General features: G+C 45.1%; 18 protein-coding genes. 3 read left to right on the forward strand and 15 right to left on the reverse strand.

Features of this window, described 5'->3' with window-relative positions:
• Positions 1 to 216 precede the first annotated feature (216 nt).
• Entirely contained in the window at positions 217 to 1,086 is an 870-nt protein-coding gene (htpX, locus tag ACWYVB_RS02215; protein ID WP_005390832.1) for a protease HtpX, read from the reverse strand.
• 508 nt (positions 1,087 to 1,594) lie between these two features.
• On the opposite strand from htpX, the gene ACWYVB_RS02220 reads away from it, so the two are divergent.
• The gene (locus tag ACWYVB_RS02220; protein ID WP_005378215.1) at positions 1,595 to 1,762 is read left to right on the forward strand and encodes a hypothetical protein; all 168 of its coding nucleotides are present in this window, start codon (positions 1,595 to 1,597) and stop codon (positions 1,760 to 1,762) included.
• Between the two features lie 76 nt (positions 1,763 to 1,838).
• Here the strand turns inward: ACWYVB_RS02220 and bioD are convergent, their stop codons facing one another.
• From bioD to bioB, 4 genes are read right to left on the reverse strand one after another with little or no spacing between them, the layout of a single operon-like run.
• Positions 1,839 to 2,525: a dethiobiotin synthase gene (gene bioD, locus ACWYVB_RS02225; protein ID WP_257889189.1), complete on the reverse strand. Its 687-nt coding sequence runs from the start codon at positions 2,523 to 2,525 to the stop codon at positions 1,839 to 1,841.
• The gene (gene bioC, locus ACWYVB_RS02230; protein ID WP_139060892.1) at positions 2,522 to 3,328 is read right to left on the reverse strand and encodes a malonyl-ACP O-methyltransferase BioC; all 807 of its coding nucleotides are present in this window, start codon (positions 3,326 to 3,328) and stop codon (positions 2,522 to 2,524) included. The genes bioD and bioC overlap by 4 nt, the downstream gene beginning before the upstream one ends.
• Entirely contained in the window at positions 3,328 to 4,479 is a 1,152-nt protein-coding gene (bioF, locus tag ACWYVB_RS02235) for an 8-amino-7-oxononanoate synthase (protein ID WP_395217848.1), read from the reverse strand. The genes bioC and bioF overlap by 1 nt, the downstream gene beginning before the upstream one ends.
• Positions 4,466 to 5,518, reverse strand: a complete 1,053-nt coding sequence (gene bioB / locus ACWYVB_RS02240) for a biotin synthase BioB (protein WP_395217847.1) — start codon at positions 5,516 to 5,518, stop codon at positions 4,466 to 4,468. The genes bioF and bioB overlap by 14 nt, the downstream gene beginning before the upstream one ends.
• A 130-nt stretch (positions 5,519 to 5,648) precedes the next feature.
• Between bioB and bioA the strand changes: the two genes are divergently transcribed.
• Complete coding sequence (bioA, locus tag ACWYVB_RS02245; RefSeq protein ID WP_457527778.1) at positions 5,649 to 6,929, forward strand: adenosylmethionine--8-amino-7-oxononanoate transaminase; 1,281 nt, start codon at positions 5,649 to 5,651, stop codon at positions 6,927 to 6,929.
• A gap of 35 nt (positions 6,930 to 6,964) precedes the next feature.
• On the opposite strand, the gene ACWYVB_RS02250 is transcribed toward bioA, so the two are convergent.
• The 8 genes from ACWYVB_RS02250 to lrp form a co-directional block, all read right to left on the reverse strand.
• Positions 6,965 to 7,087, reverse strand: a complete 123-nt coding sequence (locus tag ACWYVB_RS02250; protein WP_395196502.1) for a TraR/DksA C4-type zinc finger protein — start codon at positions 7,085 to 7,087, stop codon at positions 6,965 to 6,967.
• Between the two features lie 137 nt (positions 7,088 to 7,224).
• Entirely contained in the window at positions 7,225 to 7,665 is a 441-nt protein-coding gene (locus tag ACWYVB_RS02255; RefSeq protein WP_457527780.1) for a hypothetical protein, read from the reverse strand.
• Positions 7,659 to 8,390, reverse strand: a complete 732-nt coding sequence (locus ACWYVB_RS02260; RefSeq protein ID WP_237311856.1) for an ATPase — start codon at positions 8,388 to 8,390, stop codon at positions 7,659 to 7,661. The genes ACWYVB_RS02255 and ACWYVB_RS02260 overlap by 7 nt, the downstream gene beginning before the upstream one ends.
• Positions 8,391 to 8,597: 207 nt before the next feature.
• Positions 8,598 to 9,905, reverse strand: coding sequence for a serine--tRNA ligase (gene serS / locus ACWYVB_RS02265; RefSeq protein WP_167426732.1), 1,308 nt, complete (start codon positions 9,903 to 9,905; stop codon positions 8,598 to 8,600).
• A 91-nt stretch (positions 9,906 to 9,996) separates the two neighbouring features.
• Positions 9,997 to 11,352: a replication-associated recombination protein A gene (locus ACWYVB_RS02270; protein WP_212756466.1), complete on the reverse strand. Its 1,356-nt coding sequence runs from the start codon at positions 11,350 to 11,352 to the stop codon at positions 9,997 to 9,999.
• Positions 11,353 to 11,979 (reverse strand): outer membrane lipoprotein chaperone LolA, encoded by a 627-nt coding sequence (lolA, locus tag ACWYVB_RS02275; RefSeq protein ID WP_012841960.1) that lies wholly within the window; start codon positions 11,977 to 11,979, stop codon positions 11,353 to 11,355.
• 74 nt (positions 11,980 to 12,053) lie between these two features.
• Positions 12,054 to 15,107, reverse strand: coding sequence for a DNA translocase FtsK 4TM domain-containing protein (locus ACWYVB_RS02280; RefSeq protein WP_457527783.1), 3,054 nt, complete (start codon positions 15,105 to 15,107; stop codon positions 12,054 to 12,056).
• A gap of 152 nt (positions 15,108 to 15,259) precedes the next feature.
• Positions 15,260 to 15,754: a leucine-responsive transcriptional regulator Lrp gene (gene lrp / locus ACWYVB_RS02285; RefSeq protein WP_005378234.1), complete on the reverse strand. Its 495-nt coding sequence runs from the start codon at positions 15,752 to 15,754 to the stop codon at positions 15,260 to 15,262.
• 156 nt (positions 15,755 to 15,910) lie between these two features.
• On the opposite strand from lrp, the gene ald reads away from it, so the two are divergent.
• Entirely contained in the window at positions 15,911 to 17,035 is a 1,125-nt protein-coding gene (gene ald, locus ACWYVB_RS02290; protein WP_005378241.1) for an alanine dehydrogenase, read from the forward strand.
• Positions 17,036 to 17,128: 93 nt separating this feature from the next.
• On the opposite strand, the gene ACWYVB_RS02295 is transcribed toward ald, so the two are convergent.
• Both ACWYVB_RS02295 and cysB read right to left on the reverse strand, forming a co-directional pair.
• Positions 17,129 to 18,325 (reverse strand): SAM-dependent methyltransferase, encoded by a 1,197-nt coding sequence (locus ACWYVB_RS02295; protein ID WP_301657930.1) that lies wholly within the window; start codon positions 18,323 to 18,325, stop codon positions 17,129 to 17,131.
• 53 nt (positions 18,326 to 18,378) lie between these two features.
• The gene (cysB, locus tag ACWYVB_RS02300; RefSeq protein WP_006742885.1) at positions 18,379 to 19,353 is read right to left on the reverse strand and encodes an HTH-type transcriptional regulator CysB; all 975 of its coding nucleotides are present in this window, start codon (positions 19,351 to 19,353) and stop codon (positions 18,379 to 18,381) included.
• Positions 19,354 to 19,641 lie beyond the last annotated feature (288 nt).

Here is a 19,641-nt window from a genome sequence, read left to right on the forward strand (position 1 = left end):
TCCTACATGCCCATCAAGTTGTACAAAATTATTATATGTACAAGATAGTTCATTCTTTAAAAGTTGTACAAAAATAATTTTGTATAACTTTGTTTCTGTAGGTAGATACGTGATGGATCTCGCAAGCGATCAATCGATCAAAAAAAAGGCTTGGTCAAAACCAAGCCTTTTCAGGAAATTAACGATTACTTTCGCGTGCGCTGTCAGTTTTTACAACTAGTATTGCTGACTACGTAACGCTGCAATACGTTTATCTAGCGGAGGGTGGCTCATCAGTAGCTCAGTCAATGACTGCTTGCCATTAATACCGAATGCCATCATTGTGCCATCAAGTTGAGATTCGTGACTCATCTTCAAACGTTCCAATGCCGCGATCATTTTCTCTTTACCAACTAAGTGAGCAGCACCTGCGTCGGCATGGAATTCGCGATGACGGCTGTACCACATGGTAATAAAGCTTGCTAAGAAACCAAACACTAGCTCAAGCACCATAGATACACCGAAGTAAACCATCATGTTTGTACCTTGACCTTCTTCATCATCGTTCGATGCCACAATATTGGCGATAAAACGGGATAGGAAGATAACAAACGTGTTCACAACACCTTGCATCAATGTCATCGTGACCATGTCACCATTTGCAATATGGCTCACTTCGTGGGCCAGTACCGCTTCTGCTTCATCACGAGTCATATTGTGTAAAAGGCCAGTGGAAACCGCGACAAGAGAGTCATCTCGCTTTGCACCCGTCGCGAATGCATTGATATCTGGTGAGTCATAAATAGCCACCGTTGGCATACCAATACCCGCTTGCTGAGCTTGACGACCCACAGTTTCGACTAACCAATGCTCAGTTTCGTTACGCGGACTTTCAATGACCATACCGCCAACCGAGCGCAGTGCCATGCCCTTTGACATCATCAACGAAATCAGTGCACCACCAAAACCAAATATGGCGGCCATAACTAGCAAACCAGAAAGACTGCCAGGTTGCATTCCAGTGGTAGCGTAAACAATATTCAGAACAACACTAAGCACTAGCACGACAGCTAGGTTAGTTGCTAGGAATAACATAATTCGCTTCATTACTTTTCTCCGAGGAAGCTTATCGTTTTTTTAAAACGGATTGTTATAAGGAACAGGTGGTAATCGCTGTAAAAGCCAATTCCGCTAAGTTTCATGCTCCGTGCGTTATAGATATAGTCTATCCGCGATAAAAACAAGGTTAAGCAATAAATTGCAACATTTGTTTTCGAGACTGAAAGATTATGTTCAAGCGATTTCTAGGCACGTTCTGATAAGAGCCATTACCTCCATTCATATTCATTCCTTTCCGTAATGAAAAGTACTTTGAATCGCACCTCATCTATCAATGGATGACCTTGATGTTAAATCTATCACCTCTAGGCAACTTAGCTAGAAATATTTTACTAGACCAAAAACAGTATGTTAGCCCCGCTATAGACTTTGGTCTTATTGTGCGGTGACATGGACATGCTAGATTCGAACGAGATGAACAAAACAGAGCCACTCTAAGTACATTAAAAAGGTACATTAGGCGAGCTCAAAACTTCCATGTATTGAGGGAAAAACCATGGTAGAAACTAACGACTATCAAATGGCTATTGATTTACTACGTTGTCATCTAGGCATCTCAGAGGATGAGGCGAAGCAACAACTTGGTATTTCAACCGATCATCATATGTCTCAGCGTGTTGCAGAAACTCAGCAAGCATTGATGGGGCTTAGCCAAGATAAGTAATCTGATGTTATAGATTACACCAATAAAAAAGGGCTGCATTGCGCAGCCCTTTGGTTTTTTAGTATTTTAAACACAATCAGTCAGTATTTAGCAAAGGCTCGACATTAATGTACTTGCCTAGCTCTTTGCGCTTAGCACTTGGAATGTATGGGATTTCGCCAAGCTTAGGCGCACCGATACGCGCTTCAAGCATCTCGATAATATCAGCATAGTGCTCGGTGCCAGGGTTCACTCGGTTTGCCACCCAACCAACAAGATTCAAGCCATCTGCTTTAATACTCTCTGCCGTGAGTAAAGCATGGCTCAAACAACCTAATTTAATACCAACCACCAAGACCACGGGTAACTGCTCTACTTGTACCCAAGTAGATAAACAGTCGGTATCTGACACAGGCACACGCCAACCACCAGCGCCCTCAACGAGAACGACATCAGCTTGCTGCTTGTGTTGAGCCAGCTTTTCACTGAGGAGTTCGTATTTTATTTCGACATGTTCATGTTTTGCCGCGATGTGAGGAGAAGCAGGCAATTCTAAAGCGTATGGATTCACATCATCATAAGCGACATCGAGTGTCGCGGCCGCTTGTAAATGTAAGGCGTCAGAATTACGCCATCCAGCTTCAGTCTTATCACTCCCTGCTGCCACTGGTTTATAACCAATAGTGTTTAGTCCTTTTGCTGCCAACGCTTGCAAAATGGCTTTAGACGCTACCGTTTTTCCTACATCAGTATCCGTACCAGCAATAAAAAAAGCATCAATCATAGATGTATTACTCCAAAACAAACCTGATAACTTGCAGGTAGAAGACCTTGATCATTTTTAAACGCTTGGTACTCATGCTCAACTTGCAACAAAGTCTCTCGACTGGTTAAACCATGTGAGCGCCCGCTTACGTGATTTGCACCTATACCTTTGAGGTCACGCATAACTGAAAATGCTGAGTCGTACCAAACTGTGATGGTGGTCAAGTCTAGTTGATGGTTGTCACATCGAGATTGCGCTAACGCAATTTTTACCTGATTGAGCGATAGAAAGTTATTGACGTGTTGATATGCATCAATTTTTTTCCATGATGCACGCAACTCGCACAGTGACCCTTCAGCTAGGGTAGAAAAAGCCGCCTTCCCATTAGCTTTTAGTACACGACGAACTTCTCTCAGGGGGTAACTTAAATCGGCACACCATTGCAAAGCCAAGCTAGAGAATACGTAGTCGAAGCTTGTATCGTCGAAAGGCAAGTTTTCTGCGTCGGCTAGCACATAATTCATTCGCTCATGGCCACAGCGCACCATAGCTTTGCTTAACATCTCTTGAGAGATGTCCACACAAAACACTTCAGCGCCACGCTCTTGAAGAAGTTGAGAAAAATAGCCCGTACCACATCCTAAATCCAAAACACGTTTATGAGTTAAGTCATTCGGAAGTTTGTCTATTAAGCGATGGCCGACATCACGCTGGAAAGCGGCATGTTTGTCGTACGTGTTAGCTGCTTTACTAAATGAAGCGGCGATCGCTTGTTTATTAGGCAGTAAGCAATCCAACTTCATTTGCTCTGCATTATCCATTACTGCGTTCCTAATGCTTGCTTCAATGCCATTGAAAGCGTTTTAACTTGTTCGTTAGTGTGATTAGCAGTGAGTGTGATTCGCAGACGAGACGTCCCTTTCGGAACTGTTGGAGGACGAATAGCAGTAACCCAAATACCGTTTTGGCGACAAGCACCTGCCACTCGCAAAGCCAAATCAGATTCACCAATCACAAACGGCTTAATCGAAGTTTGAGTCTCAACAAAGCCCTCAACGTCGCTGAGGCTATCTCGATACACTTCACTTAACTCTGTGAGCTTTTCACGTCGCCAAGACTGCTCTTGAACCATCGAGACAGCATGCGTGAGCGCATAGGCTTGTGCAGGAGGCATCGCCGTGGAATACACATGGTGACGAGCAAACTGAGTTAAAAAATCTCCCGTTGCGTGGTCACATAAAATAGCCGCGCCAGACATACCAAACGCTTTGCCGAAAGTAACGATCAGTATCTCAGGCTTAACCGCCGCTAATTCACATGAGCCACCGCCAGATTCCCCTAGAACACCGATACCATGAGCGTCGTCTACAGCAAGCCATGCATCATGATTAACGGTGACGTCAGCGATATCAGCAAGTGGTGCACAATCCCCGTCCATACTAAACACCCCTTCAGTCACGACTAAGTGATTGTCTTCGCTATTCAGCAGCGACTTTAGGTGCTCGATGTCATTGTGCTTGAAGCGCTTCATCTTAGCTGGTGACAACATCCCCGCTTCCATTAGTGAGGCATGGTTCAAACGGTCTTGGATCAATACGTCTGATTTTTCTAACAAGGTGAACAACAAGGCTTGATTAGCACTGAATCCAGAGCCAAACAGAATTGCTCTGTCGTAACCCAGCCATTCGGTCAGTGCGGCTTCTAAATTGCTGTGCGCGGCACTAAAGCCAGTCACCATCGGTGATGCTCCACTGCCACTGCCATATACGCTTAAACCTTGCTGCCAAGCACGAACAAGCTCTTGGTCATTGGCCAAGCCCAAATAATCATTACTTGAGAAATTAATGTAACGTCTACCTTCGTGTTCCAAAACGGACTGGTTACCGGCAAACACCACATTCATAGAACGATTCAACCCTTGCGTTTTACGCTCAGCAAGAGCGGACTCGATACGAGATTTAAACGCTGGCATCGTAGAAAAGGTCGTCTTTTGTCGGACGAGCAGCAACGCGCTCTACGACGCGATCGAGTAGCTCGTTTTCTTCGATTTCATCAGGTTTTTGAGACACCTCTTGGCTGTTAATGCCGAGCTTGTTGAACAGCATCATGTCTTTGTCTTCTGAAGGGTTTGGCGTGGTCAGAAGCTTGCAACCATAGAAGACGGAGTTTGCACCCGCCATAAAACACAGCGCTTGCATTTGTTCGTTCATGTTTTCACGGCCAGCGGACAAACGAACGGCTGATTGAGGCATCATGATTCGTGCAATCGCAATCAGGCGAATGAAATCGAATGGCTCAACATCATCGACTTCTTCCAACGGTGTGCCCTTCACCTTCACGAGCATGTTGATTGGAACGCTTTCAGGGTGTACCGGTAAGTTCGCCAATTCAACCAATAAACCTGCTCGGTCGTTAGCACTTTCACCCATGCCGATGATGCCACCGGAACATATCTTCATGCCTGCATCACGAACGTGAGACAAAGTGTCTAAACGGTCTTGGTAGGTACGTGTGGTAATGATGTTGCCGTAAAACTCAGGAGAGGTATCGAGGTTATGGTTGTAGTAATCCAGACCTGCATTAGCCAATTGCTTAGCTTGATCTGGCGTCAACATGCCTAATGTCATACACGTTTCTAAACCCATGCCCTTCACGCCTTTGATCATGTCAGTCAAATGCGGCATGTCACGCTCTTTCGGGTTTTTCCATGCTGCGCCCATACAGAATCGAGTAGAACCAGCATTTTTGGCTTTTTGCGCAGCATCGAGTACGCGTTCTACTTCCATCAGACGTTCTTTTTCGATGTCTGTGGTGTAACGAGCACTCTGAGGACAGTACTTACAATCTTCTGGACAAGCACCTGTCTTAATCGACAGAAGCGTGCTTACTTGAACATGGTTGGTTTGTTGATATTGACGATGTACAAGCTGCGCTTCGAATAGGAGATCCATGAATGGTTTTTCCATGAGATCGCGCACTTCAGCATGCGTCCAGTTATGACGAACTTCCACGTGTATTCCTTTAGTCACTTTTGTTGTTGTGTTGACAGTCTACTGAGTCTCGATAAACTGTCAACACAGCACAAAAGAACAAAGTTTACATCTGTTTATTTTTTAATCTAAATTATTATTGGAATCGCACATGGATCTCGCCTTCGACCGCCAGCATATCTGGCATCCTTACACTTCGACATTGACACCTCTGACCTGCTACCCAGTGGCATCGGCAAATGGTGTTCACATTAAACTGGAAGACGGTACTGAGCTTGTCGATGGCATGTCTTCTTGGTGGTCGACGATCCACGGCTATAACCATCCGCACTTAAATCAAGCGGCTCACCAGCAAATCGATCAAGTCTCTCACGTGATGTTTGGCGGGGTTACCCACCAGCCAGCAATCAGTTTGTGTAAGAAGTTGCTATCCCTAGCGCCAAGTAATCTTGAACATGTATTCCTTGCCGATTCAGGCTCCGTTGCCGTAGAAGTCAGCTTAAAAATGGCACTGCAATATTGGCATGCAAAAGGTAAACGCCGACCGAAGTTTCTTACTTTACGATACGGTTATCACGGTGACACCTTTGCGGCCATGTCGGTAACCGATCCTGATAACTCCATGCACTCTCTCTACAAAGGCTTTCTGCCTGAGCATATCTTTGCGGAGTCACCAACTTGTGGCTTTTGGGATAAATGGAAGCCAGAAGACCTTACCGACTTCGAGCACAAGATTGAAACGCACCATCAAGAACTTGCTGCGGTGATCCTTGAGCCTATCGTTCAAGGCGCAGGTGGCATGCGTATCTACCATCCCGAATTTCTCAAAGGCGTGCGTAGACTTTGCGACAAATACGGTTTGTTATTGATTGCAGATGAGATCGCTACCGGTTTTGGACGCACAGGCAAATTGTTTGCCTGCGAACATGCAGATATTCAACCAGACATTCTGTGTGTCGGGAAAGCACTCACTGGCGGCTACATGACCCTCTCTGCGACCCTCGCGAGCAAACACGTAGCAGACACTGTTTGTGGTGGTGATGCTGGTTGTTTTATGCACGGTCCAACCTTTATGGGGAATCCACTCGCTTGTGCTGTAGCTACTGCAAGTTTGGAATTGATCGAGCAAGGTGATTGGAAGCAACAAACCCAACAAATTGAAACGCTGTTTTCTGAGTTACTACCAAAACTTGAAGAATACGACTTGGTGAAAAACACCCGTTGGTTGGGTGCTATTGGCGTAGTGGAGACGCATCGACCTGTGAATATGGAAACCATCCAGGCTCTCTTTGTTGAGCACGGTGTTTGGATTCGTCCATTTGGCAAACTGATTTATATGATGCCGCCGTTCATCAGCAAGCCGGAAGATATTGAAAAGTTAGTGAATGCGATTGATGCTGCGTTACAACGCAAAGACTGCTTCGCTTCATAGTTCAATTCAACATGAAAACGGTTTGAGTATGAGACTCAAGCCGTCTCGTTATTTATTAGAGCAGTAAAGCTATCGAAGTTGACTGTCTTTACTCGCTCGTCGATGATATGTTGAATTTGTTGGCTGACGCTATCGTCGTTTGCCCACCCTACGGCCATAAGCCCTCCTCGTTACTTGAATGAGAAAATCTACTTACCGTGGTAAGGTGGATGATTATATCGATTACAAATAATAAGATAATTAGGGTAAATTCGAAAACACTATTACGCTTTGGTAATAATTACTCTGCAATCGATTATTCGGCACTCTCATGGAAAAGCAATGCAAGGTTACTCATACTCCCTTCCTCACATTCAAAGTACTGCGTTTGCTCAGGCTCTCTCAAAGTAACACTGAGTATCTTCTCTACCTCACCTAACTCCTCGCTAAAGTACTCACTGACTAATATGACGCGCTCACCAATACTAAATTCCAAAGACTTCTTATCTACCAACGCTCGATGATAATGTTCAACACGATAATCTTGAGGTTTTATCCGCTGTAAAACAGAGCTTTGATTCTCAATGGACTCATTAAAGATAATCCCACCTTTGCCTTGCTCTATAAAAAGACTAAAGTTCATAGTTTGGTTCACTGAGCATTCAAAGACTTTTCTGGGCGAGGTGTTAGCAACAGCAAACGTGCTCATCATCGCAACACTTAAACCCAAAGTGACCGCCAATCGTTTCATTACCATTCAGCCAACACTGTAAATAGCGCTTGTTCAGACATACGGGTTAATACATATCCGTGTGAAGATGAATACGAGCCACTGAGTACACTATTCTCTTTCTCAATAACGATATCCTCGATGCCGTCAGCGTTGTAATCACCTTTTGCGGTAACGGTAATAACCTGAAAGCCGTCAGTCGAATCGTAATACTCTGCTCTGACTTCACTGATGACCTGAGTTCTTTGGATATGGTCTGCTTCATCCCACGTTGATAGTGTCTTTGCTTTCTCTGCACTTTCGTCAGAAATAACAAAAGCAAGTGCACTTGGAGCGAAATTAGGAAAGGTATCGTCTAACTTAAAGTCTGATATAAATGAACGCTTAGAGGCAGCTAACTTTGCCATCTCACTCCATGTTTGGCACTGAGTTAAATATGCTTTAAACGCGCCGTATTCATAGGCTTTTGCCGCAGTAAAGCCCGTAGAGTTTGCCGTAGCTAAGTCTTGGCAATTAGATACTAGTTTTTCTTCATCAGATGCACGTTTCAATTCAAGTTCATAGCCCCAATCGAGTGAGTTACGAAGTTGCATATTTTCTTTGGAAGGTTGCGCTATTTCGCGCGCGAAAAAGCGATCGGTTCGCTCACTATCTAAGTATTGAGGCTGAATAAGTTCACTTGCGATAACACTCTTACTAACGAGCAAAGTAAGCGCAAAAATAATAAGCAATGAAAGATGATTTACTGGCATAACGTTTAACAACAAGGGCAAATGATGCCATTAGCTTGTCACGTGAAAAACCGTTTAGAAAAATATCATTTGTCTCGTACTACCAGATTCTGGGCGAGCTCTTCACTATTGCGTGTGCTAATTACATAACAACGTATTTTCACTCGACGCAAATAACAAAAAAACCCAGCACTATGGCTGGGTTTTGGTGTTCTAGTGGCTAATGCACTAACCGATGTGCGTTGCGCCGCCCATGTACTTCTGAAGTACTGTAGGGATTGCAATGCGACCGTCTGCTTCTTGGTTGTTTTCTAGGATAGCAACCATGGTACGACCTACAGCTAGACCAGAACCGTTTAGCGTGTGTACAAGCTCAGGTTTCTTCTCGCCTTTACGACGGAAACGCGCTTGCATACGACGAGCTTGGAAGTCCCACATGTTAGAACATGAAGAGATTTCACGGTAAGTTTCTTGAGCAGGAACCCAAACTTCTAGGTCGTAAGTTTTACGAGCGCCGAAGCCCATGTCACCTGTACAAAGAACCACTTTACGGTAAGGAAGCTCTAAAAGTTGTAGAACTTTCTCAGCGTGACCTGTTAGCTCTTCGAGCGCATTCATTGAATCTTCTGGCTTAGTGATTTGTACTAGCTCAACTTTGTCGAACTGGTGCATACGAATCAGACCACGAGTATCACGACCATAAGAACCTGCTTCTGAACGGAAACATGGCGTGTGAGCTGTCATCTTAATTGGTAGATCCGCTTCGTCAGAAATCGTGTCACGAACTAGGTTCGTTACAGGTACTTCTGCCGTAGGAATTAGCGACAGTTTACGTGGTTCTTCGTCGTTTACTTTTTCCGCCAGAGGCTCTGTGTGGAAAAGGTCTTTACCGAACTTAGGAAGCTGACCAGTACCGAATAGGCTGTCAGAGTTCACTAGGTAAGGTACGTACATTTCAGTGTAGCCATGTTCTTCTGTGTGAAGATCTAGCATGAACTGAGCAATTGCACGGTGTAGACGAGCAAATTGGCCTTTCATCACGATGAAACGTGCGCCAGTGATCTTAACTGCGCTTGCGAAGTCTAGACCGCCACCCATTTCACCTAGGTCAACATGGTCTTTCAAATCGAAGTCGTAAGTCTTAGGCTCACCCCAACGAGAGATTTCAACGTTGTCGTTCTCGTCTTTGCCATCTGGCACTTCATCTGCTGGGATATTTGGTACAGAAAGCGTGAATTCGTCTAGTTGAGCCATTACTTGCTCAAGTTCAACTTTCTTCGCATCAAGATCGCTACCTAGAGTACCGATTTGTTTCTTGATCTCTTCTGCGCCTTCTTTGTCGCCAGCCGCCATTTTTTGGCCGATTTGTTTGGAGATGGAGTTACGCGTGGATTGTAAATTTTCTACTTCTACTTGAATGGACTTACGTTGTTCTTCAAGTTTACGAATAGTCTCTACGTCTAGCTTAAAGCCACGACGCGCCAGTTTAGCAGCTGTTTCATCCAGCTCTGTACGAAGTAATTTAGAATCCAGCATTGTTAATCCTATGCTTTTTGTTGTGAAATCACGCGCACTTTCCAAGCGTACGCGTTAAAAAAATTTACTGAACAAATGTATCCAAAAACGCCTACTTTTCATAGCGCTTTTGTTGGCTATTTGCGTCTAATTTAGCCAAGTAATCTAACTTTTCGCCGATTTTGGTTTCTAGACCGCGATTTGTTGGCTGATAGTACTTACGATCCGCCATTTCTGGTGGCAAATATTGCTCACCGGCTGCATAGGCACCCGGCTCATCGTGAGCATAACGATACTCTGCTCCATAACCCATGTCTTTCATCAAACTGGTAGGTGCATTTCGAAGGTGATGCGGCACTTCATATTCAGGTAAGTTATGAGCATCTGTGAGCGCTTGTTTCCAAGCAACGTAAACCGCATTACTCTTTGGAGCGCACGCGAGATAAACAATAGCTTGAGCAATCGCACGCTCACCTTCTGCTGGACCAACGCGTGTAAAACAGTCCCACGCGGAGAGTGCAACTTGCATGGCTCTAGGGTCCGCGTTGCCAACATCTTCCGATGCTATCGCAAGTAATCGGCGAGCGATGTAGAGCGGATCACAACCTGCGGCGATCATACGTGCAGCCCAATATAAAGCGGCGTCTGGATTTGAACCACGAATGGATTTGTGAACCGCAGAGATTAAGTCGTACCAGATATCACCTTTGTTATCGAAGCGAGAGACCTTTTCTCCCGCCACTTCCGCAAGCAACTTAAGCGTGATTTCTTTTTCACCTTGCGCATTGTCTTCTGCCATATCGTATAGCAGCTCAAGGTAGTTGAGAGACATGCGAGCATCACCGTTCACTAGCTCTGCTAAGCGATCTAGAACGTTGTCGGCGAAATTTGCTGGTGTATTACCCAAGCCGCGCTCTTTGTCGTTAATCGCTTGATCAAGCGCCAGCGATATTTCGCTCTGGTCAAGAGAAGTCAACTTGTAAACGCGAGCACGCGAGAGTAATGCGTTGTTTAACTCAAACGAAGGGTTCTCTGTGGTCGCACCGATAAACGTAACCGTACCGTCTTCAATATGCGGTAAAAACGCATCTTGCTGCGATTTGTTAAAGCGATGCACCTCATCCACGAATAAGATAGTGCGGCGACCTGCCATTTTGTTCTCACGCGCTTTGTCGATCGCAGCCCGGATCTCTTTAACGCCAGACGTCACCGCAGATACACGCTCAACTTCGGCGTTGGCATAGTTTGCTGCCACTTCCGCTAATGTCGTTTTGCCTGTGCCTGGTGGTCCCCAAAGGATCATCGAGTGAATGTGTCCCGCCTCTAGCGCTCGGCGTAGGGGTTTACCCGGACCTAAAATATGCTGCTGTCCAATATACTGTTCGATAGTTTGTGGTCTCATACGAGCAGCAAGGGGACGAAAATCTTCGTCCCCTGAGAAATCTAACGTGTAATTACTCACTACCAATTAATTCCTTTGGTCATCCACTTCCACGCCATCTGGAATTGTGAATGTAAATCTGTCTACCTTTGGTTTACCAAGCTTAACATTACTAAAAGTAAACAGCCCTTTCTGACCATCTTGCTCAATGACGTTAAAGCCTTTCACTACGCCTTTTGCATCAATATTAATCTGGAATTGGCCTTGAGTAGAGTCAATTGCCGTTGGAATGAGCGTAAACTCATTACCTTTCTGAGAAATCTTATAGTTATCCCAGTCGCTTGCTCTATTGCGAGTTAACAGCACAAATGGTGTTTGCTCGGTCGCTTGCTCTTGCCAGTAAATGCTTACTTGCTCAATGAATGGGCTGTAATACCACAACGTCTTGCCATCAGATACTAAAAGGTTTTCATCAGGAAAAGTCGTACTCCAACGGAACAAGCTTGGACGAGCGATTTCAACCGTGCCCTCACCTTCCATTACCGTTTCACCTTCAGGGCTGATCACTTGCTGGGAGAAATCGGCACTGAAACCTTCGTTCATTGCGAGACGTTTATTGAGTTCATCTTTTGGAGATGCTGCATTCGCAGCTGAGAAGAAAGAAACGCTTAAAACTAGCGCTGAGAAAAGTTTCGCTGAAAATCGTTTTTTCATTCAGATACCTATCAGAGGGTCAAAGACCTAAAGTTACTCACCTCAGTTGGACTGAAGTGAGTAAAACAAGTTCATTAATCTTTTGGCGGCGCAGGAGCTAAAACTTCGCGGTTACCGTTGTGACCCGGAGCACTCACGATACCTTGCGCTTCGAGTTGCTCAACAATACGGGCGGCACGGTTGTAACCGATCTTAAATCGACGCTGTACGCCAGAAACAGAGCCTCGACGTGACTGAACTACGTGCTCAACGACTTGATCGAAGAGTGGATCCACATCTTCATCCGCTTCCATTTGCTCACCTGGCAATAAGCTTTCTGGACTTTGATCTCCGCTGATGATCTCTTCAATGTAGTTCGGTTTACCACGCGCTTTCCAGTTGTTTACAACAGCATGAACATCATCATCTGATGCAAATGCACCGTGGACACGAGTTGTATGACTTGAGCCCGGCGGTAGATACAACATATCACCCATACCAAGCAGTGATTCTGCACCACCTTGGTCTAGAATCGTACGGGAGTCTGTTTTAGTCGATACCGTAAACGCAACACGAGTTGGAATGTTCGCTTTAATTAGACCGGTAATAACGTCAACCGATGGACGCTGAGTCGCAAGAATTAAGTGAATACCTGCCGCACGCGCTTTTTGCGCCAAGCGAGCAATCAGTTCTTCAACTTTCTTACCTACCACCATCATTAGGTCAGCAAATTCGTCAACAACAACAACGATATACGGCAGTTTCTCTAGCAATGGCGGTTCCGTATCCATACTGTCGCCTTCTTGCCAGAATGGGTCATGAATTGGGTGACCCGCTTCTGCAGCCATCTTCAACTTCTCGTTAAAGCCTTTCACATTACGAACGCCCAATGCCGACATCAATTTATAACGACGTTCCATCTCACCCACACACCAACGTAGAGCGTTTGATGCGTCTTTCATATCAGTCACAACTTCAGAAAGAAGATGAGGGATACCTTCGTAAATAGAAAGCTCTAGCATTTTCGGGTCAATCATGATGAAGCGCACATCTTCTGGACCTGCTTTATATAGCATGCTCAAAATCATCACGTTCACACCCACCGACTTACCAGAACCAGTTGTACCTGCTACTAGCACGTGAGGCATCTTCGCGAGATCGGCCACAACAGCTTCGCCCGCAATGTCTTGACCTAACACAACCGTTGTTGGTGACGTTGCTTGCTCAAACTGAGGACTACTGATTACATCAGATAAATAGACCGTCTGACGACTCATGTTTGGCAGTTCCAAACCGATGTAAGGCTTGCCTGGGATTACTTCTACAACACGTACCGCCATTGCAGACAATGCACGAGCTAAGTCAGTTGAAAGACCAGAAATACGGCTTACTTTTACCCCCGGCGCCAAATCAAGCTCAAAACGAGTGATCACTGGACCAGGATAAATCCCCACCACGTCGGCTTTGATTTTGTAGTCCGCTAGCTTGCTCTCAACCAATCGAGCGACCTGCTCTAGCGCATCTCGGTCGATAAAGTTTTCGCGTTTTTCTGGATGGTAAAGCAACTCGAGCGTTGGAAGTGGCTCTTCTGGAACAGGCAAGTTTTCTTCTTTCTGTACCAAAAATGGGTTCTGTGTCGCTGCTACTTTGGCTTGCGCACTAGAAACCATGTCTTGGAATGCCGCTACATCTTCGTCGCCGTCTTGAACCTCTTCAACCTCCGCTTTTTGAAGTGCAGGTTCAAATGTTGTTGAAGGTGTTGCCACTTGCTGATGAGGTGTTGCTGGAGCTGGCTGTAGTTGTTGTACAGACTGTGACTCCACTTCGTCTTCATCGTCTAACACGTCAAAATCAGAGATCGTAGGTTCAATGTGTTGACTCGATTCTGTTTGCTCCGTGATGCTATCTAGCGCAGCGGAATCAATTACAGGCTCTTCATGCACAGGATGCTCAATACTTGGCTGCTGTACTTGCTCTGCTTCAAATTGTTCGTACTCCGCATAATCTGGTTCAACACTGTTCGGTTCTTCTGTAGCTGTATGTTGGTCTACATAGGAAGAGTAAGTGTCTGCAAATGATGGGGCTGCCTGTTCTTCAGTTCCCCAGTCATCTGCTTGTTGCGCTGCAGCTTCAAGCTCTTCTATCGTGACATTCAGCTGCTTGGTACGCTCCAGAAGCGGATCAACGTTATCAGTATTCACCGCATGGACAGGTTGCGTTTGGTGCTCAGGTTGAGCATAAACTGGCGCAGCATTAACCGTAGCCTTGTGTTGTGGCGGCGTCGGTTCCACCATCATTTGTTCCGCTGGCTTCTCAGGTTTAGCTTGAGGCATATAAATAGGATACTCATGCGCAGGCGCCGATTCTTTCGGCTCATCGACATCGAACGCCGTTAAATGAGGAAGCGGTTCATCATCAATGTCATGGTCTACGTTATGTCTAGGCGTAGAGACTTTATCTTCCACAAACTCATCAAGCTGAGGTTCTAAAACTTCCTGCTCTGAACCTCTTGCCTTATTTGCAAGCGCGGCAATTAGCGCTAACGCACGATCTCCAAGCCACTCAACGATGTTAAGCCATGAGATGCCAGTAAAGAGCGTAAAGCCCGCTCCCCATAAGAACAGCAGAACCAATGTCGTGCCAAGTACATTCAATGTAGGTAAAGCTAGGCTAGACAACACGTCCCCGACGACACCACCGGACGAGAAATACCAAATATCATCAAAATTAATATCGGCTAGACCACAGCTAGTCATTATAAGGACGACAAGGCCGAGTAACCTCGTACCCCATAACATGAAATCAATTGGCTCATCTTCTCCTCGTTTACGGCAAATCACCCATGCAGCCGCAGCTAGCAAGAAAGGGATGGGATAAGCGAGAGAGCCAAATGTGAAGAATAGTGTGTCCGCAAGCCAAGCGCCGAAAAGGCCACCAGCATTATCGATCTCCCCTCCCCATGCGGTTTGGGACCAGGAAGGATCGGCCGGACTGAAGGTAAATAGTGCAACCGCAAGCAATACCGAGCTAAGAACGCCAACGATAAAGCAGCACTCTTTTAAGCGTTGGAAGCCATTTAAGCGTGAAGACTGGGGCTCTTCACTGGTTTTGATAATGGTTTCGACTTTCTTTGCGTTCTCTTTGAACATAAATCAACTTGAATATGGAAATGAAATAGGAAATTGCAAAACATTCCGAGCGGCATCAAGCCGCTCGGTAAATTGATTTAACCATATCAAAGAGAAAAACCCAATTACTCTCTGGCGAAAGCGGAAGCATATACCGCTTTCTTTGCAAGAAATTAACGAGTTTTGATCACAAGCTGGTTAGATTGTTTCACTTCTTCCATTACAACGTATGTGCGAGTGTCATTTACGCCAGGTAGGCGTAGTAACGTATCGCCCAATAGTCGGCGGTAAGCACCCATATCTGATACACGGGTTTTAAGAAGATAGTCAAAGTCACCTGATACAAGATGACACTCTTGTATGTCGTCTAGCTTTTGAACAGCTGAGTTAAACTGCTCAAATACATCCGGCGCACCACGGTTTAGTGTAATCTCAACGAATACTAATAGTGACGCATCCAGGAACTGCGGATTCAATAATGCAGTGTATCCTGTGATGTAACCCTGACGCTCTAAGCGACGTACACGCTCCAAACATGGCGTTGGAGAAAGTCCCACACGTTTTGAAAGCTCAACGTTTGAAATACGACCGTCTTTCTGCAGTTCATTAAGAATGTTGCGGTCGATACGGTCTAGTTCCTTGGACGGCTTTTTATAGTTGTCTGCCATTTTTTATTCCACCTTATTACTTCCTTGCAAAAAAATATACTACAACTTTTTAATATTTGGTGCCAAATTTTACAAATCTATAACTATACTAGTTATTAATTCGACAATAACACCCTACAAACAGTTAATACAACCATTATAGAAAGAGGATACAGGATGATCATTGGCGTACCTAAGGAAATCAAGAACCACGAATATCGTGTTGGTATGATCCCAGCAAGCGTGAGAGAACTCATCTCACATGGTCACCAAGTTTTAGTTGAGACCAATGCAGGTGCCGGCATTGGTTTTTCAGACGATGATTACATCGCTGTCGGCGCATCCATTCTCCCTCATGCTGCAGACGTATTCGCGCAAGCAGACATGATTGTAAAAGTAAAAGAACCCCAAGCAGTAGAGAGAGCAATGCTCCGCGAAGGGCAAATTTTATTTACTTATTTACACCTAGCACCAGATTTTCCACAAACTGATGAGCTAATCAAGAGCAAAGCTGTCTGTATAGCCTATGAGACTGTAACAGATAATATGGGTCGTTTGCCACTGTTAGCACCAATGTCAGAAGTGGCAGGTCGGATGTCTATCCAAGCTGGCGCGCAAACATTGGAAAAATCACACGGCGGTCGTGGTCTGCTACTAGGTGGCGTACCTGGTGTTGAGCCAGCGAAAGTCGTCATCGTTGGTGGTGGTGTTGTTGGTGCAAACGCAGCTCGGATGGCCGTTGGTCTTCGCGCTGACGTAACCATTCTAGACCGCAACGTAGATACACTTCGTAAGCTTGACGAAGAGTTCCAAGGTCGCGCTAAAGTGGTTTATTCTACTGAAGACGCTATCGAGAAACATGTTCTAGAAGCTGACCTTGTTATCGGTGCCGTTCTAATTCCTGGAGCAGCAGCGCCTAAGCTGGTAACAAAAGAGCACATTGCTAAGATGAAACCTGGTGCGGCAGTGGTTGACGTGGCTATTGACCAAGGTGGCTGTTTCGAGACATCTCACGCAACAACCCACGCAGATCCAACTTACATCGTTGATGAAGTGGTTCACTACTGCGTAGCAAATATGCCTGGTGCGGTTGCACGTACTTCAACTTTCGCATTGAACAATGCAACACTCCCTTACATTGTGAAACTCGCAAACAAAGGCTACCGTGAGGCACTTCTAGAAGACAAAGGCTTCCTTGAAGGTCTAAACGTTATTCACGGAAAAGTAACATGTAAAGAAGTAGCAGAAAGCTTTGACTTGGAATACGTTGAACCAACTCAAGCTATCGCTATGTTCAATTAATGACAAAATAAAACACAATTTGTCACGTTTTGTTTACAAAAGCCCACACATAAGTGGGCTTTTTCATATAGAGCGTTTAGCTATAAAAAATAACTAATTCTTATATGCACAAATTAAAATATTTCTAGGTGTAACTGATTTAGGGCAAAACTCTGACAATCTAACACGATAACCACGTTCTTCAAGATAAAGTGCTTTGTCCAATGCGAGCCAGATCTCCAATGGACGTTGAAAAACCAGTTGCACTAAGCTCATTCTCTCCATTTGCCAGAAACGTTGTTCGCTTAACTTTTCAAAATGATCGAAATCGATTTCTTGAGAAAGAACGATACCTTTCTGCTCCGCCGCCCAACGACACAAAGATTCAAAGCCTTCACTTAATTGCGACTTACGAATACTGGGGACAGGTTGGTACTCTGCCATGCCTAACGCTCGTCGAGTAATCAAATCGAAGCCAAGACGAAACACCATTTCCTGCTGACGATGGCGACGTACACGCTCTCCCCCTGTCACCGTTTGCTGTAACGGGATACGCAGTTCTTGCTTAGACAATGAGAGAGAAGAAACCCTCCCCGGTTTCGACATCGGCTGGTATTGTTCCGACTTAATCAAGTGATAACAACAAGGTGAGATGGTCATCGCAGCAATCCCATTCTCACTGCCGTACTGCATTAGACGAACATGGAGGTCACCACACGCATGCAGTGCCACCGCGTGTTGCGCTGGCTTGAATACCGCTTTTGCTTTGCTATCGAACGCGTCACCTTGAATAAACGTCATTTTCCAATGGTGTTCATTCGCAGCTTGTTGTCCCGAATCACACAGTACTTGTTGATATTCGAAACTGGTCACAGGCTGATCGGTTTGTGTTGCCAGGATTCGTCCTAAATAACCTTTCCCTGAACACCACTCTAACCATTCTTCGCCACAGTGTTGTTGAATTGCAGCTTCACCCATCGAGCTGATTTGCTCCAGCTTACGTCCGGGAATGCCGTTGTCTAAACCACGAGCGAGTGCCAAACCATTTAAGGTTAAAGACTCTAAACGCGTGTGATAAGCGAGTTGTTCGAGTTGAGACACGAACGCGCTTATCGCTTTTAAGGCGAGTTCAGGTTCCGCTTTATACTCTTCGATTTGAGAGGGAGAAAGAGACACTAACCACTGGCACAACTGAGGGTGTTGCTCTTGCCAAGGTAATGAGGTGTGGATGCTACTTTTAAATGGTTCAAACCGCCATAGCGATTCGTTTTCCAATAAGCAGTCATTAATAAATTGAAATTGCGTTTTCATAACTCCCCCTACAACGAGCGCATTGTAGAGGGAATCGAATCATCAATGAAGTGTTATCTCACCGGGAGCTCGATGTCTTTAAACATCTCTTCGATTTCTGCATTAGATTTCAACGAAATCGCCTGCTCTACCACTGGGCGAGTTAAATGAGGAGCAAAGCGTTCCATAAAATCGAACATGTATGAGCGCAGGAATGTGCCGCGACGGAAGCCAATACTTGTCGTACTAGCCCCGAATAAATGGCTCGCATCTATTGCGACTAAATCGCTGTCCTGCTCTTCATCCACAGCCATGCTAGCAATTACGCCGACACCAATACCCATGCGAACATACGTTTTAATAACGTCCGCATCAGTTGCAGTGAACACCACTCTCGGGGTTAAACCTTCACGATTAAATGCGGTATCTAACTCTGAACGGCCCGTAAAACCAAACACATAAGTGACCAATGGATAAGCGGCAAGATCGCTGATCGTTACTTTGTCTTTCTTCGCTAATGGATGATCTTTGGGCACGACAATTGAACGGTTCCAGTGATAACAAGGCAGCATGATGGCATCTTGATATAAATGAAGTGCTTCTGTCGCAATCGCAAAGTTCGCCGTACCTTTGGCAATCGCCTCAGACATTTGTGACGGCGTACCTTGATGCATGTGTAATGACACTTTGGGGTAGCGAGAAGTGAAACCTTTGATGACATCCGGCAAAGCATAACGCGCTTGCGTATGTGTCGTGGTGATATTCAGCGTCCCCATTTCTGGGTGGGTGTGCTCCCCTGCTACAGCTTTGATACTTTCTACACGAGCGAGAATTTCTTGAGAGATACGTACAATTTCTTCACCAGCAGGTGTCACCTGTGTTAAGTGCTTACCGCTACGTTCAAAAATCTGAATGCCTAACTCATCTTCCAGCAACCGAACCTGTTTACTGATACCTGGCTGAGAGGTATACAAGCTTTCTGCCGTCGCGGATACATTCAGATTATGGTTTACAACCTCAACAATATACTTCAGCTGCTGCAGTTTCATCGTAATCCCTTACTTGTTCATGAGATAATTTATTGGCCACTCGGACGAGCGATATAATAATTAGTTATAACGCGTTCAAATCGAAATGAACAGTAATTTCTAACTTATACCTCAATCACATACTGATAATCCTCAACATAGAAACAATATGCACAAAGTTGAGCCAATAAATGACTGAATTTCTATGATGTGACTTCTATCAGTAGCTAAAACGTGGGAGAGACAAAATAATCAAACAAATAGGGTGCCGAGTAAGATAAGATTCATGTATTCTTTAACGCTAGCCGT

Source organism: Vibrio sp. JZG10 (assembly GCF_054064075.1).